The 16,941-nt window shown below is 62.6% G+C and carries 14 protein-coding genes; 3 read left to right on the forward strand and 11 right to left on the reverse strand.

Features of this window, described 5'->3' with window-relative positions; genetic code table 11:
• Positions 1-159 precede the first annotated feature (159 nt).
• Genes ICM05_RS02720 through ICM05_RS02740 form a run of 5 tightly spaced genes read right to left on the reverse strand, consistent with a single transcriptional unit; the run spans position 160 to position 4,990 of the window.
• A complete protein-coding gene (locus ICM05_RS02720) occupies positions 160-1,107 on the reverse strand; it encodes a siderophore-interacting protein (protein ID WP_188023049.1) in 948 nt (315 codons plus the stop codon).
• Positions 1,097-1,897: an ABC transporter ATP-binding protein gene (locus ICM05_RS02725; RefSeq protein ID WP_188023050.1), complete on the reverse strand. Its 801-nt coding sequence runs from the start codon at positions 1,895-1,897 to the stop codon at positions 1,097-1,099. Before ICM05_RS02725 ends, ICM05_RS02720 begins: the two co-directional genes overlap by 11 nt.
• On the reverse strand, positions 1,894-2,916 hold the full coding sequence (locus ICM05_RS02730) for an iron chelate uptake ABC transporter family permease subunit (RefSeq protein ID WP_188023051.1): 1,023 nt from the start codon (positions 2,914-2,916) through the stop codon (positions 1,894-1,896). Before ICM05_RS02730 ends, ICM05_RS02725 begins: the two co-directional genes overlap by 4 nt.
• On the reverse strand, positions 2,913-3,959 hold the full coding sequence (locus ICM05_RS02735; protein WP_370566761.1) for a FecCD family ABC transporter permease: 1,047 nt from the start codon (positions 3,957-3,959) through the stop codon (positions 2,913-2,915). Before ICM05_RS02735 ends, ICM05_RS02730 begins: the two co-directional genes overlap by 4 nt.
• Entirely contained in the window at positions 3,956-4,990 is a 1,035-nt protein-coding gene (locus tag ICM05_RS02740; protein ID WP_188023052.1) for an iron-siderophore ABC transporter substrate-binding protein, read from the reverse strand. The genes ICM05_RS02735 and ICM05_RS02740 overlap by 4 nt, the downstream gene beginning before the upstream one ends.
• Before the next feature lie 240 nt (positions 4,991-5,230).
• Between ICM05_RS02740 and ICM05_RS02745 the strand changes: the two genes are divergently transcribed.
• Positions 5,231-6,652, forward strand: coding sequence for an APC family permease (locus tag ICM05_RS02745; protein ID WP_188023053.1), 1,422 nt, complete (start codon positions 5,231-5,233; stop codon positions 6,650-6,652).
• On the opposite strand, the gene ICM05_RS02750 is transcribed toward ICM05_RS02745, so the two are convergent.
• The 6 genes from ICM05_RS02750 to ICM05_RS02775 all read right to left on the reverse strand — a co-directional run bounded on the left by ICM05_RS02750 (position 6,640) and on the right by ICM05_RS02775 (position 12,645).
• The gene (locus ICM05_RS02750) at positions 6,640-7,401 is read right to left on the reverse strand and encodes an ABC transporter ATP-binding protein (RefSeq protein ID WP_188023054.1); all 762 of its coding nucleotides are present in this window, start codon (positions 7,399-7,401) and stop codon (positions 6,640-6,642) included. The genes ICM05_RS02745 and ICM05_RS02750 overlap by 13 nt on opposite strands.
• Positions 7,398-8,426 (reverse strand): iron chelate uptake ABC transporter family permease subunit, encoded by a 1,029-nt coding sequence (locus ICM05_RS02755; RefSeq protein WP_188023055.1) that lies wholly within the window; start codon positions 8,424-8,426, stop codon positions 7,398-7,400. The genes ICM05_RS02750 and ICM05_RS02755 overlap by 4 nt, the downstream gene beginning before the upstream one ends.
• The gene (locus tag ICM05_RS02760) at positions 8,419-9,471 is read right to left on the reverse strand and encodes an iron chelate uptake ABC transporter family permease subunit (RefSeq protein ID WP_370566762.1); all 1,053 of its coding nucleotides are present in this window, start codon (positions 9,469-9,471) and stop codon (positions 8,419-8,421) included. Before ICM05_RS02760 ends, ICM05_RS02755 begins: the two co-directional genes overlap by 8 nt.
• 47 nt (positions 9,472-9,518) lie before the next feature.
• Positions 9,519-10,514: an ABC transporter substrate-binding protein gene (locus ICM05_RS02765; RefSeq protein WP_353055800.1), complete on the reverse strand. Its 996-nt coding sequence runs from the start codon at positions 10,512-10,514 to the stop codon at positions 9,519-9,521.
• 161 nt (positions 10,515-10,675) lie between these two features.
• Entirely contained in the window at positions 10,676-11,623 is a 948-nt protein-coding gene (locus tag ICM05_RS02770) for a type II secretion system F family protein (protein ID WP_188023057.1), read from the reverse strand.
• Positions 11,620-12,645 carry a CpaF family protein gene (locus tag ICM05_RS02775; protein ID WP_188023058.1) on the reverse strand — a complete coding sequence of 342 codons (1,026 nt, stop codon included), beginning with the start codon at positions 12,643-12,645 and terminating at the stop codon, positions 11,620-11,622. Before ICM05_RS02775 ends, ICM05_RS02770 begins: the two co-directional genes overlap by 4 nt.
• 276 nt (positions 12,646-12,921) lie before the next feature.
• On the opposite strand from ICM05_RS02775, the gene acs reads away from it, so the two are divergent.
• Positions 12,922-14,898, forward strand: a complete 1,977-nt coding sequence (gene acs / locus ICM05_RS02780) for an acetate--CoA ligase (protein WP_188023059.1) — start codon at positions 12,922-12,924, stop codon at positions 14,896-14,898.
• Positions 14,899-15,003: 105 nt separating this feature from the next.
• A complete protein-coding gene (locus ICM05_RS02785) occupies positions 15,004-16,824 on the forward strand; it encodes a glycerophosphodiester phosphodiesterase (protein ID WP_188023060.1) in 1,821 nt (606 codons plus the stop codon).
• The last annotated feature ends 117 nt before the right edge of the window (positions 16,825-16,941 follow it).

Below are 16,941 nucleotides of genomic sequence, written 5' to 3' on the forward strand. Positions count from 1 at the left end.
GGCAGGAGCCCCTCTGAGGCCTCGAGAAATTCGAGAACACCAGTATTCAAACCGCTGAAGATGACCGGGAATTACGAGAACCGGATACTTCTAATGAAAGGTTCGATGAACACCGAGTAACGGGTGCCACCATCACCGCCGCTGATTCCTGCAGTGAGGCTAGCCGCGCATTGCAACGCCTCGGCGCCAGTAGCCCATGAATGCGACCTGCGTGCGATCGATGCCGAGGTCACGCACCAGGTGACGGCGCAGCGTCGTCACGACACCGCTCTCCCCCGCGATCCAGTGGTAACGCTGTACAACCGCCGTCACCGGTTCGATGTCTTCGCCGAGGCCCGAGTACACGGGGGTCTCCCACACGAGCTGCTCGTCTGCGAGGTCTTCCACCACGATCTGGTCGCGCTGCTCATCGCCAAGGTGACCGAGTACGGCAGGGAGCAGGAGCGTGCCGTGGGCCTGTGATCCTCGCACCAGCCAACGCACCTCGACCCCGCTCGGCGCAGCAATCGGCAATTCATCTGCCCCCTCGGGTACCTCGATGAACGCGATGCCACGCAGGTCGCGCGGCGCATCCTCGAGGACTCGGGCGATCGCGGGAGCCGCGGTTTCATCGCCGGCGAGCAACACGGTCGTTGCCTCCCCCGGCGCGTACTCAATGCCGGCGCGCTCGGTGCTGCCGCGACGCGGCCCGACCAGGAAGACCTCATCGCCCACGTTCGCTGTGCTCGCCCACAGCGAGGCCGGACCGGTGAGGCCAGGCTCCAGATGCAACACAAAGTCAACGACGACCTCAGTATCGGCCCCATCGACCCGCAGCTCACGGATTGAGTAGGTGCGCATCGATCCGCGCTCATCTTCAGGCACCGCAAGGTACGCGGCCCACCAGTCGTCAGAATCCTCATCAATGTTCGGCAGCACCCCTGATTCGGGCGGGAACACGATCTTGATGCGGGTGTCAAAGACATCACCAAGGTTGCCGAACTCTTCAAGGCCAGGACCAGCGAAGGTCACACGCGCAAAACTCGGCGAGACGCGCTCAATCGCGCGTACAGCAGCGGTGCGCAGCACAAACGCGGGCTTCGTGCGAGCAGCAGACTTAACAGACATGGTGTCGTCCTTTCGGGATGACCATTGGTGCCCCAGAAACCGGGTCGATGGTGATGTGATTGGGAAGCCCGAAAACCTCTTCCACGAGGTCCGCGGTAAGTATGTCGCGCGGCGCACCCGCGGCGTAGACCCGGCCATCCTTTACCGCGACAAGTTCATCGGCGTAGCGGGCAGCAAGGTTGAGGTCGTGCAGCACCATGACAATCGTGGTGCCGCGAGCGATCCGGAGGTCGGTGAGCAGGTCAAGGACCTCCACCTGGTGTGCAACGTCAAGGAAGGTGGTTGGCTCATCAAGCAGCAGAATGTCGGTTTCTTGTGCGAGAGCCATCGCAATCCACACGCGCTGCCGTTGGCCGCCAGACAGCTCGTCGACGCTGCGATCCGCGAGATCTGACGTGCCGGTCGCCGCCAGCGCCTCAGCCACCACCTCGTAATCGCGCGCCGTCCAGCGTGCAAACGCGCGCTGATGCGGGTGACGGCCGCGACCAACGAGATCCGCCACAGGAATGCCCTCTGGCGCAATGGGTGACTGCGGCAACAGACCAAGCACCTGGGCAACCTCACGCGTCGGTCGGGCATGGATCGACGTTCCGTCAAGCATGACCGACCCTGCGTGCGGTGGGAGCAACCGAGCGAGCGAGCGCAGCAGCGTGGACTTGCCACAGCCATTTGCGCCAACAATGACGGTGATCTTGCCCGGTGCAAGCGTCAGGTCGAGCTCGTCGATCACGGTCCGATCGCCGTAAGCAAGGGTCAGGCCGTCTGCGGCGAGAGTATGCGCCGTCGTCATATGGAGGCTCCTGTGCGATTCGTGCGGATCAGTAAGTAGATGAGGTAGGGAGCGCCGAGCACACCCGTCACGACGCCAACCGGATAGCGCGCGCCGAGCATGAACTGGCCAATGAGGTCGCCGACGAGCACCAACACCGCGCCCACGAGGGCCGATGGCAGCATGAGGTTCGCGCCTGGACCGGTGATGCGCGCAGCGATGGGCCCCGCCATGAACGCAACAAACGCGATCGGCCCGGTGGCAGCGGTCGCAAACGCGAGAAGCGCAACCGCACCGAAGATGACGAGCAACCGCACCCGCGAGACGCGAACGCCGAGGCCCATCGCTGAGTCGTCGCCCATCCGCAGTATGGAGAGAGAGGCGCCCTGGCTCAAGAGCAGCGGCATGATGATGACTGCCGCGCACGCGAGCGGAAGCACGCGGTCCCACGAGGCATTGTTCAAGCTGCCGGTGAGCCACTGCATTGCGGTCTGAATGTCCCATTGGGCCGCCCGTGAAAGCAGGTACGACGTCACGCTCTGCAGCATCGCCGCAAGACCAATACCGATGAGGATCAGCCGCGTCCCGGCGAACCCGCCCCTGCGGGACAACAGGAAAATGGCCGCGGCAGTCAGGAGCGCGCCAGCGAGCGCGAGGAAGGACACCGACGGGCCGCTCACACCGAGCGCAACGATACCGGTGACCGCGGCCGCACTCGCACCGCCAGAAATGCCGATGATGTCGGGGGACGCGAGCGGGTTTCGCAGGAGCGTCTGGAAGCACACGCCGGCGATGCCGAACGATGCCCCCGCGAGCAGTGCAAGGACCGCGCGGGGCAGTCGCAATTCCCCTACCGCGAACGATGCCCCTGGCACCATCTCACCAGTGAGTACGCGGAAGACCTCGCCTGGCCCGTAGAACGTGTTACCGATCATCAGCGCAATGGCGAACAGCACGAGCAGCAATGCACCGAGCACGAGGCTCGTAATGGCGTGCCGGCGAAGCCTGGGATGGCGGCCGGCGATGAGGACTGCGGTCACAGTTCACGCACCTTCTGTCGACGAACAATCCAAATGAAGAACGGAGCGCCAATGACGGCGGTGATGATGCCCACCTGAATCTCTTCGGAGGCCGGAGCAATCACGCGGCCAAGCACATCAGAACTGGTCAAAAGAATGGCGCCGAGCAGCGCAGAGAACGGGAGCAACCACCGATGGTCTGGGCCGACGAGCATACGGCACACGTGCGGGATGACCAGTCCAACGAAACCAATCGGGCCGGCAATTGCGGTCGCAGCACCCGCAAGAATCACTGCGCCGAGCGCTGAGAGCACCCGAGTGCGCTGCACGTTCTCGCCGAGTCCGGCAGCCATGTCGTCGCCCAGTGCGAGCGAGTTCATTCCGCGGGCACAGAACAGGCAGATGGAAGCGCCCACCGCGAGCGTCGGCACGAGCATTGCGATCTTGGGCCACTCTGCGCTCCCGACACCGCCGATCTGCCAGGACTGAAATGCACGGAGCAGCTCAACACGGGGCAACATGATGGCGCTGATGAGCGAGGTGAGCGCCGCGGTCACCGCGGCGCCTGCGAGCGCGAGCTTGAGCGGGGTCGCCCCACCTGCGCCGAGCGAGCCCACCGTGTACACAAAGACCGCGGTGATGCCAGCGCCAACGACCGCCACGAGAATGAAGCTCAGCGAGTGCGCGAGCCCAAAGAACGCAATTCCAATGACCACAGCAAGCGACGCACCGGTCGTCACTCCCAGAATGCCGGGATCCGCAATCGGGTTCCGGGTGACCGCCTGCATGGTCGCGCCTGACATCGCAAGCGCGGCACCGACGAACACCGCCAGCACAGTGCGCGGAATTCGCTTGATGATCGCGGCCTGCTCAAGTGTTGCATCGTGCCCGGCGAGCGCGGCAAAGATGTCATTCGCTGTGACGGAGCGAACCCCAAACGAGACCGACAAGACCGCAACGACGGCGAGGATGAGGCAGCCGGCAAGGAGCCACAGAGAGCGCCGCAGTGCCGGCCGCTGCAGGTGTGCAACGGCCGGCACCGCGGCTGGGGAGATCGCAATCACTGTGCGGTCAGCGGTTCAGCAAGCAGCTTGAGGTAGTCCTGCAGGCCCCACGAGATTGACAGCGGCGAGGGGTTTGCCGAGGCCGCGATGGGAGTTGCGTCCGGCAAGATTGCGATGTTACCTGCAGCAATCGCGGGGATCTTCGACAGCAGCGGATCAGCCTGCAACTGCTTCACAAATGCAGCATCGCCGTAGGTGACGAAGAGGTCGACATCATCAAACTTCTCCGCGTCCTCTGCGCTCACGGTGAGGTAGAAGTCTTCGCTTCCGACACTGTCTGCAACGACCTTCGGGTATGGCAGCCCAATGTCGTGGAGGTAGCCGGGGCGAGTATCGCTCGCGGTGTAGTAGCCGATCTGGCTGAAGTCGTTCGGGTCAATGTACGCGAACAGCACCTTCTTGCCTTCGAGAGCGCTGTTGGCGGCGAGGGCGGTATCTGCCTGCGCGTGCAGGTCATCGATGAGAGCGTCGCCCTCATGAGAGAGACCGAGTGCTTGCGAGTCGAGGCGGATCATGTCATCTACTGAGGTACCCCACGCGACCTCTGGGTAGGCCACCACCGGCGCAATCTTTGAGAGCGTGGTGTACTCCTCCTTCGTGAGACCGGAGTATGCAGCGAGAATCACATCGGGCTGGGTATCTGCGACTGCCTCGAAATCGATGCCGTCGGTCTCATCGAAGAGCACCGGGGTTTCTGCACCGAGCTCTTCGAGCTTGTCCTCAACCCAGGGCAGCACGCCATCATTGTCATCATCGCCCCAGGTGACCTTGGTCATGCCGACCGGCACAATGCCGAGCGCGAGCGGGACCTCGTGGTTTGCCCACGCAACGGTTGCCACACGAGTGGGCTTTTCTTTCACCACGGTCTCGCCGTAGACGTGCTCAATCGTCACGGGGAACATATCGCCCGCTGCAGACGCACCAGCGTCGGTCTGAGCGCTCGCATCGCCGGAGGAACCGGACGAGCAAGCGCTCATGCCGAGGGTCAGCGCGAGCGCGGCGCCGACCGCGAGAAGACGAGAGGTGCGCATAGGGAGTGCCTTTCATAAGCAAAAACAACGTTTCCGAACATCATCAGATGTTAGTAAGGTTACTCTTGCTTTGGCAAACTTTCTGTGAGTTTCTCAGCCTGCACTTCCACAAATAAGGCTTGACGGATGGCCGTATTCCGCATGTACTAGTCCTGACACACAATCCGTACTTTGTACGGAAGTCGCAAGGACGCGACGCGTGTACGTCCTGCACCCCAGATCTCAAAGGAGCGATCGAACGTGTCTGAACCCGTCAAGAAACTCATTCCTCAGCTCAACCTCGCCGGCCTCATCGTCTTCGGGCTCTCCTACATGGCGCCCGCGGTGGTGATCGCCACGTTTGGTGTGATCGCCACCATTTCGCAGGGCGCGACACCCATGGCCTACGTCTTTGCCACGCTTGCGATGCTCCTCACCGCGGTGAGCTACGGAAAGCTCGCGCGTAGATTTCCCGCCTCAGGATCGGTCTACACCTATGCCCGCCGCACCATCGGCAGCAAGCTCGGCTTCCTCGCCGGCTGGATCATCCTCCTCGATTACCTCTTCCTCCCGATGGTGGCGTGGCTCATCATTGGACTCTTCTTCTCAGCCCAGTTCCCCTTCCTGCCGCCCTGGGCCTGGGGCCTCATCGTGATCGCGTTCTGTACGGCCATGAACATCCTGGGGATGAAAGTGGCGGATCGATTCAACCGCTTCCTCCTCATCTTCGTCATGATCGGCATTCTCTGTCTCATCGGTTTCGGCATCGCGTTCGCGGGCGGGAGCGGCGTCTCGCCGACGGTCGCCATCTGGCCAGAGTCAACGACGTTTTCGCTCGTGGCCGCCGGCGCAGCAGTCGCCGCTTACTCGTTCTTGGGATTCGATGCCGTCAGCACCCTGAGCGAAGAGGTGAAGAATCCGCGCACAACCGTCCCGCGCGGCATCGTCGCTGTGGTCATCAGTGGCGGAATCATCTTTGTCGCTTCTGCATTTGTCATGCAGTGGGCTCACCCGAGCCTGGAATTCGCAAACGCAGATACCGCTGGGTTTGAGATTCTCAACGTCATCGGCGGCCCCGTCTTTGCCGGCCTGGTGAACTCGACCGTGCTCATCGGCGGGCTGGCATCGTGCGTTGCTGTACAGGCAAGCGGCAGCCGACTGCTGTTCGTGATGGGACGCGACGGCGTATTCCCGAAGAAGGCCTTTGGCCACCTGAGCGAGAAGTTCAGAACCCCGACCTTCAATCTCCTGTTCATCGCAACCATTGGCCTCGCAGGCCAGTTCCTGAGCATGGGGGACGCCACATCACTCATTAACTTCGGCGCCTTCCTCGCGTTCACCATCGCAAACATTTGTGTCTTCGTGCTGTGGTGGAAGAACCGTTCGAGCATGCCGCTGCGCACCCACTTCTTCGGGTACCTCCTGATCCCGGCGCTCGGTGTCGCGGTCGACCTGTACCTGCTCTTCCACCTGAGCACGCTCGCCCTCATCATCGGCAGCATTTGGCTCACCGCAGGCGTGATCTACCTCGCGTTCCTCACGCGCGGATTCTCCCGGCCTGCGCCGGGCCTCGACATCGACACTGTCGAGAGCGACGATACGCTCACCACGACCGTGGTGGTCAGCGATTCGGCACCCGCCGAGGCCGCGACCCCCACGGTCGGAGACACTCAGGGGCGGTAGTACACCGCCACCGGGTGGTCGTTGTGCCGCACGACCTGCACCGGAGTCTCGAACACGCGCTCAAGCACCTCGGGCGAGATGATCTCGTCCGGGGTGCCTGAGGCAACAACCTGCCCGTTTGCGAGCGCAACAATGCGGTCAGCATAGGCCGCCGCAAAGTTCACGTCGTGAATCACCAGCACCACGGTCTTGCCCAACGCATCAGCTGCGGCGCGCACCTGTCCCATCATGCTGACCGCGTGCCGCATGTCGAGGCCTGTGAGCGGCTCATCAAGCAGCACGTAGTCGGTGTCTTGCGCGAGCACCATCGCGACGAATGCGCGCTGACGCTGACCGCCAGACAGCTCATCAATGAAGCGATCTTCCATGCCAGCAAGGTCAAGGAACGCGATGGCCGCGTGAATCGCGCGCCGGTCAGTCTCGGTCTGACGACCGCCGGAGTGCGGGAAGCGCCCAAACGTCACCAGCTGACGCACCGTCAAACGGGCCATGAAGTGGTTTTCCTGCTTAAGAATCGACACCACCTTCGCCAGTTCACGCGGCTTCGCGGTGTGCACGTCGAGTCCACCGACGGTCACCCGCCCGCTGTCCGCTTCGAGGAGGCGGCCGATGATCGTCAACATCGTTGACTTGCCCGCACCGTTCGGGCCGATGAGCGCAGTCACGCCACCTTGCTCGATGGTGAGGTTGATCGGTCCGAGAACGTGCCTTCCTTCGTAGTCCTTATTGATCTCGTTGAGTTCGATCAACGCAGTCCCTTTCTAAGCAGAATGATGAGGAAGAGCAGACCGCCCAAGAACTCAATAATCACGGTCACGAGGCCCGCAGCGGAGAAGATGTGCTTGAGCACGAAGGTTGCCCCCAGCAGCGTGACCAAGCCAATGCCAATGGCGAGCGGCAGAATCTCGGCGTGGGTTTGACCGCGTGCGAACTGGTACGCGAGCGTCGCCACGAGGAAGCCATAGAACGTCATCGGGCCAACCATTGTCGCCGAGACCGAGACCAGCACCGCGACCAACACGAGCACGGTCACAATCTCACGCTTGTACCGAACACCAAGGCTCGTTGACACGTCGCGGCCGAGCGCAAGCACGTCATAGGTGCGGCGGCGCACCCACACAAAGACGAGCACTGCACCCACGATGAGCGATGCAATCGGCAGGTACTCGATGTTGCCCTTACTAATAGAGCCGAACAGTCGAGCGCTCAGCACGTCGAACTCGCTTGGCGTGAGCATGCGTTGCAGGAACGATGAGATCGACCCAAAACCAACCCCGAGCACGATGCCGACGAGCAGCAACAGGTGCAGGTTTGCGCGGCGCCTGGAGAACAGCCAGCCGTAGAGCACGGTGGCAAACAGCACCATGAGCGTGCTCTGCACGATGATCTTCGGAATCCCCTCCATACTCGTCGCCGAGGTGCCGTACAGATACACCAGCGCGGTCTGCATGAGCACGTACAGGGCGTCGAAGCCGAGGATTGACGGTGTCAGAATTCGGTTCGATGTCGCTGTGTGGAAGAGCACGGTCGCCACGGACTGTGCCACCGCCACCAGCGCGATGGTCCAAATGGTTTCGCCGCGTGACCGCACGATAGACCAGAACCCCGAGCTGCCTGGCGGCGCCGGGTTTCCGTAGGTTACGATCGCAATCGCCAGCGCAAGGGCGATGCCGAATACGAGCAGAATCGGCCAGTTGCGGGCGATCCATCGGGTGGGCGGATCCGCAACGTCCGGACTCTCACCCGTGCTCGAGAGCTGAACGATACTAGCCATTGTTTCTCCTCAGCAGCATCGTGATGAACACCACGGCACCGACGACGCCGAGCACGAGTGACGCTGGGACCTCGAACGGCATGATGATCGTGCGGCCGATGAGGTCACACGCGGTCACGAGCGCGATACCGCCGAGGCACACCCACGGCAGGTTGCTGCGCACGTTGTCACCGCGGATCATCGACACGATGTTCGGCACCACCAGGCCGAGGAATGGCAGGAAGCCCACGACAACCGTCGTGACACCAGCCGCAATCGCCACGAGCGCGGTGCCGGCGATGAGGATCGCTTCGTAGCGAACACCGATACTCGTCGCGACGTCCTTGCCAAGGCCAGCAACCGTAATGCGGTCGGCGAGGAGGAAGACCAGGAAGGTGACTGCCGCGACAATCCACAGCACTTCATAGCGGCCGCGCACGACCTGCGTGAAGCTGCCGAGGAACCACGTACTCACCATCTGCAGCAGGTTGTATTTCGCCGCAATAAAGGTAGTGAGCGCGCTGACGACCGCACCGAGCATGATGCCGATGAGGGGCACGACGAGCGTTTGGCGGATCGCGATCCGCCGGAGAATAAGCATGAACACCATTGCGCCGATAAACGCAAAAATGCTCGCGACCACCATGCGACCAACGAGGCCGACGTTAGGGGTGAGAAGCGCAGTGAGGAGCAGGCCGAGCGCCGCCCACTCCGTGGTGCCGGATGTGGTGGCGTCAACGAATCGGTTCTGCGTGAGCATCTGCATCACGAGACCGCTTGTCGCCATCGCGGCTCCCGCAAGCAGTAGCGCGAGGGTGCGCGGGACGCGGGTAATCCAGAACATTTCACTGCCGAAATCGGCCTGCAAATCGTAGACGCCGACGAGCAGTGAGGCGACGAGCAAGCCCGCAGTCGCAAGCAGGGCAAGCGCGAACTGCCAGGAAAGACGTCGAGCCGGCGCGACCCCCGCGTCGGCTTCGTCAGAGTTGGCCGAAGCGTGTACTTCGGCAATGGACTTAGTGGCTGTATAACGCCGGATGGGGTGTCCGCTCGAATGAGTGGACACCCCCGGCCGTGACCCCTCTGACGGGGTCACGTGGTCTTGCTGCGACATTAGCCTGCGAACGCTGCCTTCAACTGGTTGAAGAGGTCGGTGTACGCCTGAATGTCTTCGGTGAGGTAGAAGTTCGAATCAAGCACAACAACGTTGCCCTCGGTCACAGCGGTGACATTCTTCAGTGCCTCAGAGTTGGTGATGAGCTCGGTTGCGGGCAGCGAGCCTTCCTCGCGCTCATCGGCAGCGAATGCTGCGTCACGATCGAGTGCAACGATCCAGTCAGGGTTTGAGGCAGCGATTGCCTCGACCGAGATGTCGTCGCCCTTGTGGTCGTCCGATGCGCCTTCGACCTCAAGTGCGGGCTTGAGATCAAGCGCACCGAAGATCGGGCCGAGCGAACGACCAACGCCGGGAGCGAGGTAGCCGATCTTGCCTGCCGAGGTGTTCACTGCCATGACGGTGCTCTTGCCGTCGTACGCTTCCTTCGCGCCAGCGATTGCTGCGTCGAGGTCGTCGTTGAGCGCAGTTGCCTCTGCTTCGTGATCGAAGATCTGGCCGAGAATCGTGCTCTCACGCTTCAGCTCAGAGAAGACGTCTTCGCCGTCGCGGGGCGCGAGTTCGATGACCTTTGCGTCAGGGTTCTGCTTCACGAGGTCGTCGTAGTAATCGCCGAAGCGGTAGCCACCGATAATGAGATCGGGAGACGCAGCGATGATCGCTTCAAGGTCAGGCTCGCGGTGATTGCCGACGTTTGCAACCGACTCATCGTCGGTGTAGTTCGGCCAGACGGTACCCATGACGTCCTTCGGGGCTGCGACGAGGGGAACATCCCACTCAGTCAGCGTCTCGAAGGCGTGGTTGTCGAGCACAACAACGCGCTCGGGGTTGACGGGAACTTCGATCTCACCGTGGTTGTCGGTGATGGTGACGGTCGACGCCGCAGCGTCTTCGGTCTTCGAGTCGGTGTCAGCCGACGAGCAGCCTGCCATGGTCAGTGCGGCCGTAAGCGCAAGCGCTACAACAGACGCGGATCGGGTCATTCGGCGATTCACGAACGCTCCTCAGTTTCAAATCTGGTGATGCCGGCGCGGGGGTCACACCGGTCCGTCGCGCGCTGGGGCCGATCCCAAACTCGGCCCCTGGCGACAACAATTCACCATAGCCTTACATTCATCTGATGTTCAAGTGCGAGACGCGTTCTGCCGTGTTTTCTTCAGCCAAACTGCCCCACTCCGCTCAGCAGAGAGACCACTACCGGCGCCACCCCAAGCGCCACAAACGCGGGCAAAATACAGGCCGCGAGCGGGATGAGCACACGCACCCCGAGCTGCTCGGCATCTCGCTCAAGCTGCGTCGTCGCGTGTGCACGAGCAAGCGACGCAGCTTCCAGCAGCAGAGCACCAGCTGGCACGCCGGTCTGCCGCGCCATTGCGAGCACACGGCCAGCAGCTGACACGTCCATCAATTCAGCAAACGGCACCCACTCAGCACCCACCTCGTCGACCGCAGTCGCAACCCACCGCCGCGCACGGTCGGGCGGAGCGCCGCCGGCAAGCGCTATCCAGAGGAGTTCGCATTCGACCGCCACGATCCGATCCGCACGCGCCACGCTCGCCATCATGCGCTTTGCCCAGCGCACCCCGCACCATTCCAGGAGCGCCCCGATCACCACGAGCGTGACGCCGAACGGAGTGACAAACACCGGCAACGGGTTCAAGCCAAGCAACAGCCCCATCCCTATTGCGGCGGGCGGCAGCCAGGCCACGAGGCGCACGGTTGCCGAGGGGCCGGCAACCAGCACGGCACGCCTGTGCGCAACGTCAATCAAGGCCTGCGTTGCGACCGCCAAACGATCGAGTACGGTTGCCATCGGCGCCCCGCTTTGCTCCCCGATATGCCAGGCTGCGGCAGCGATCCGCCAAGCTGGTGAACCTGCTGCGGCGAGCGCGCGGGGCACGTCTGGGGCCGTCGCGATCCGCGCGCCAATCGCTGTCAATCGCGGGCTTGCCGCCACGGCCTCCCGCTCACTGCTGAGCACGAGCCCAAGTACGCTGCCGACCGGAATCCCGCCGCGCAAGAGGGAGGCAGATCGGCGCAGCAGCCAGGTGAGTTCCTCATACTCCTCCGTGCTACTCGCAGCGGGCTGAGCTGTGCCTCTCACCAGGGGATTTCGTCGACGCACAACCGCCCGCTCTCCCCGACGCGCGGCCGTCCGAGACCAGCGATGCGGTGCACCCCGTTTCGTCGTTCCACGTGTATGACGCAGTGCACGGCCGACGCAACTTGACTGGCGAGGAGCTCTGCGCTGAGCCCCGCCATCAGGCCGAGCGATTCGAGGCGAGCTCCGACCTCTGCGATGCCGTTGGCGTGGAGGGTGCCTGCGCCGCCGTCATGGCCGGTATTCAGCGCGGTGAGCAGCGTTGCGAGTTCTGCGCCGCGGCATTCACCGAGCACGATGCGGTCTGGTCGCATGCGGAGCGCTTCTCGCAGGAGCCGGTCGAGTGCGACCTCGCCTGCACCTTCACTGTTGGCTTGGCGTGCTTCGAGCGCGATGCGGTGCGGGTGGCGCGGGCGCAGCTCGGCGACGTCTTCGATGGTGAGGATCCGTTCGGTCCCGGGAACCAGTTCGAGTAGGGCTGTGAGCAACGTTGTTTTTCCGCTGCCGGTTCCACCCGTGACCAGGAAGTTCTTTCGGTCAATGATGAGCTGTCTGATCTGCGCCCCGTGTGTCGATGTACAGAGGCCCGCACGCAGCAGCTCCGCGAATGACAAGACTTGTGCGGCAGGGAGCCTGATCGAGACGGCAGCGCCTTCGACGGCGACGGGATCGAGCACGGCGTGCACGCGAATGCCGTCGCCGAGGCGGACGTCAGCGCAGGGGTGAAGTTCGTCGAGGTGGCGGCCGCCGGCTGCGATGAGCGTACATGCGAGCTGGCGCACCGCTTCGGGCGGGACGCGCCAGTGCGAGATGGGTGCAAGGGTGCCGGCGCGATCCGCCCACAGGCGCCCCTCCCCTGCGCTCACCTGCAACAAAATGTCACGCACGCCAGGCTCGTCGACAAGCTCGAGCACACCACCGAGCGCACGCCGCACATCGACCGTGAGCGAGGCAGACCGCCGAGGCGCTGCGGCCTGCACGATGCCAGGCGCTTCATCAGCCGCAGATCCAGATGAGAGAGTCATTTCGGCATTTAAACAGTAGGGCGCACACCGCGAAATCCGGTCGGTCGCAGCATGTGAATAAGTGTCTGGCACCCCGTATTGTGCGATCACTTGCGAACACTCCCGGGGATTTTGTCCCGTTTAAGAGTTCAGAACAGATACATATAGTCTCCACAGAACAACAACTTTCGGAGGTAGTCACTCTTCGTCATCGCGGTAGCCTGAGGTCAGCCTCAACGGGTAAGTCAACGCAACGACGCGATGTTCTACCTGAAATTCAACGACGAAGGGCGACTCATGAGTAGCGACTACGGCACCATCGAAAGCCTGCCCCTGGCAGAAACCATCGAGACCTACCCCCCGAGCAGCGAGTTCGCGGCACAGGCAAACCAGCAGGATCCCAGCATCTACGTCACGGCGGCACAGGACCCCGAGGCGTACTGGGCGCAGCAGGCAGACAACCTCGTCTGGCGTAAGCCCTTCACCGAGATTCTCGACTGGTCGAACCCGCCCTTCGCGAAGTGGTTCCAGGACGGCGAGCTCAACGTCGCAGAGAACTGCCTCGACCGCCACGTGGCAGCGGGCCTCGGCGATCGCGTTGCGATCCATTTCGAGGGTGAGCCAGGCGACACCCGCACCATCACGTACGCGGAGCTCACCGCAGAGGTCAAGCGCGCAGCAAACATGCTCACCGCGCTCGGCGTCGTGCAGGGTGACCGCGTCGCGATCTACATGCCGATGATTCCCGAAACCGTTATCGCGATGCTCGCGTGCGCACGCCTCGGCGCGGCTCACTCGGTCGTCTTCGGCGGCTTCAGCGCCGACAGCCTGCGTTCGCGCATCGATGACGCTCGTGCAGAGCTCATCATCACCGCTGACGGTGGCTACCGCAAGGGTAAGGTCTCGGCGCTCAAGCCGACCGTTGATGCAGCCCTCGCGATTGAGACCGACGTCAACACCGTTGAGCGCGTGCTCGTCGTCAAGCGCACCGAGAACGACATCGACATGGTCGAGGGTCGCGATCTCTGGTGGCACGACGAGATCACCAACTACTCGGAAGAGCACGAGCCCCAGGGCTTCCCCGCAGAGAACCCGCTCTTCATCCTCTACACCTCGGGTACGACGGGCCGTCCCAAGGGCATCCTGCACACTTCGGGCGGCTACCTCACCCAGGTCACGACGACCCACAAGAACATCTTCGATCTCAAGCCAGAGACCGACGTCTACTGGTGCACCGCCGACGTTGGGTGGATCACCGGCCACAGCTACGTGGTCTACGGTCCCCTCGCAAACGGCGCTACCCAGGTCATCTACGAGGGCACACCCGACACCCCCGACTGGGGCCGCTGGTGGAGCGTCGTGCAGAAGTACGGCGTCACGATTCTCTACACCGCACCCACCGCGATCCGCTCGTGCATGAAGGTTGGCCGCCAGGTCCCCGAACAGTACGACCTCTCGACGCTGCGCGTACTCGGTTCGGTCGGTGAGCCGATCAACCCCGAGGCATGGCGCTGGTACCACGAGATCATCGGCGGCGGCAAGGCGCCCATCGTCGACACCTGGTGGCAGACCGAGACCGGTGCAATCATGATTTCGCCGCTCCCGGGCCTGACCTCGCTCAAGCCCGGTTCGGCACAGGTTCCGCAGCCCGGTATCGACGTGAACATCGTTGACGAGCAGGGCAAGCGCGTTGACCGTGGTCAGGGTGGCCTGCTCACGATCCGCCGCCCGTGGCCGTCGATGGTGCGCACCATCTGGGGCGACGACGAGCGTTTCAAGGAAACCTACTGGGATCAGTTCGGCGACCAGTACTTCGCCGGTGACGGCGCCCGCGTCGACGAGGATGGTGACATCTGGCTCATGGGCCGAGTGGACGACGTCATGAACGTTTCCGGGCACCGTCTCTCGACGACCGAGATTGAGTCGGCACTCGTTGGCCACCACTCGGTTGCTGAAGCAGCGGTTGTCGGCGCAGACGATGAGACCACCGGCCAGGCAGTAGTGGCGTTTGTCATTCTCAAGTCGCAGCAACACGATCTCTCAATCGAAGAGGCGGAGCTCGAGCTCCGCAAGCACGTTGCCGCACAGATCGGCGCGATCGCACGCCCCCGCCGCGTCTTCATCGTCAGCGAGCTGCCGAAGACTCGCTCAGGCAAGATCATGCGTCGCCTGCTCAAGCAGGTCGCAGAGGGCAAGACCGTCGGTGACACCACAACCCTCGCTGATACCGTTGCGATCACGCAGATCCAGCAGCAGGTTGGTGCTGGCATCTAACGCCTCGCATAATCGCTGAGATGCGGTGAGCTAGCGTGCACTTGCATGCTGGTTCACCGCATCTCTCGTTCCTTGGCCGTCGCGACCCTCGCGTACTATCGAAAGATGCAAAACATCAACCCGCTTCCGACGCTTCGTGCCGGTCTGAAGACGGTGAGCACTCGTTGGAACTCACTTGCGTGGGCGCTGCTCGGAATTCACGTGGTGATGTTGTTGCTCGCCGCACCACTCATTGGCTGGTTGTTCCGTGAGGCGCTGCGTGCGAACGGCATGCTCGCGCTCGATATCGGCACCTTTGCGATCACCGACGGCATCGGCGTCACGATCGCCCTGCTCGTTGTGCTCATGGTCGTCGCGTTCTGGCTCATGTCGCTGCAGCTCATGCTGCTCATCATCATGGTCGCGCGGGTTCGGGCTGGAGAATCGCTGCGGGCAAAGCCCGTGCTCCGCCAGCTTGGGGCGGCGGCTCGCAAGTTGCTGCGCCCCTCATCGGCTGCGCTGTTCGGCTACGTGTTGCTCGTGGTGCCGCTCAGCGGCTTTGGGTTCATCTCGACGCTGTCGCAGGGCATCTCGATTCCTCACTTTGTCTCTGGTGAGCTCCTCAAGAGCCCCGTCGGCTCGATCATTTGGTACACGTTCGTCATTGTGCTGGCGTTCCTCAACCTGCGCTTCGCGCTCAGCATCCCCATCTTCGTGCTCACTGACGCGACGGGCGGCCGCGCGCTGCGTCAGAGCTGGCGACGCACCGCGGGGTGGGCGGGTGTTCGCCTCGTACTCGCGATCGCGCTCATCATGATCGGCGCCGTGGTCGTCATGCTCGCAGCGATTGCCATCGTCATTTTGCCAACGCTCCTGAGCGATGCGTTGTGGCCCGCGGCCTCACCCGTTGTTGCTGCGTTCTGCCTTGGTATCGCTGAGGTGCTCGGCATGCTCGTCATCTTTGCGGTGACGGCGATGCTCGGTACGACGCTCGTGCAACTGAGCGGGGTCGAAGACGATGATGCGGGTGCGGGCCCCGCCGCGGGCCCCGCCGCAGACGAATTCACGGTCGAATCCACCCGTCGCTCGAAGCGCATCTTCCAGGCCGTCTGCGTCGTGATGGCGCTCGGCCTCGGCGCCGCGAGCATCACCACGATGCAGCAGCTCTCACAGGCACCCGAGACACTCATTCTCGGTCACCGCGGGTTCAGCGACAAGGCAGCCGAAAACACCATCGAGGGGTTGGAGGCCGCGCATGCCGCTGGCGTCGACCTGGTCGAAATCGATGTCATGCAGTCGAAGGACGGTGAGTTCATCGTCATGCACGACACCTCACTTGCCCGTCTCACTGGCGAGAACGTATTGGTGAAAGACCTCACGTTTGACGAGCTCACAGCGATGACAGTGACCGATCAGTATGGCCATCAGGGCAAGATTCCGTCGCTCGCCGGCTACGTCACGCGTGCGAACGAACTTGAACAGCCGCTACTTATTGAGATCAAGCTCAGCGGTGCAGAGACCGACGACCACGTCGACCGCCTGGTGGCTGAGCTCGAAGATCTTGATGCGCTCGAGCGAAACCTCTTCCACACGCTCGACTACCCGAGCGCTGAGCGGCTGAAGCTCATTCGTCCCGACCTCACTGTCGGCTACATTCTCGCGTTCGCAGGTGTGAGCTTGCCCGAGACGAGTGCCGACTTCGTTGTAGTTGAAGAGTTCACTGCGAGTGACAAAATGCAGCGCGAAGCAGAAGCGAAGGGACTTGGCTTTTACAGTTGGACTGTGAACGATGAAGACGGTATTCGCGAGCTCCTTCGACGCGGGGCCGACGGCATCATCACAGACCATCCCGATGTAGCAGTCGCAGCTCGAGCAGAAATGCAGGATGAAAAGGGACTAGCCGGCGTACTCCTCGACGCAATCACCCGCTTCGTCATCGTCTGGTAAGCGCCAAGGTATCGACCCTAGAGTACGCCTCCAGTAAGGGTGTGGTTCCCTAGGCACACGCGTAAGCACGTTGGGCTGCTGATTCATGAGAAATCAGCAGCCCAACGTGCTTACTTG

The sequence above is a fragment of the Leucobacter sp. cx-42 genome (assembly GCF_014529985.1).
Taxonomy (GTDB): domain Bacteria; phylum Actinomycetota; class Actinomycetes; order Actinomycetales; family Microbacteriaceae; genus Leucobacter.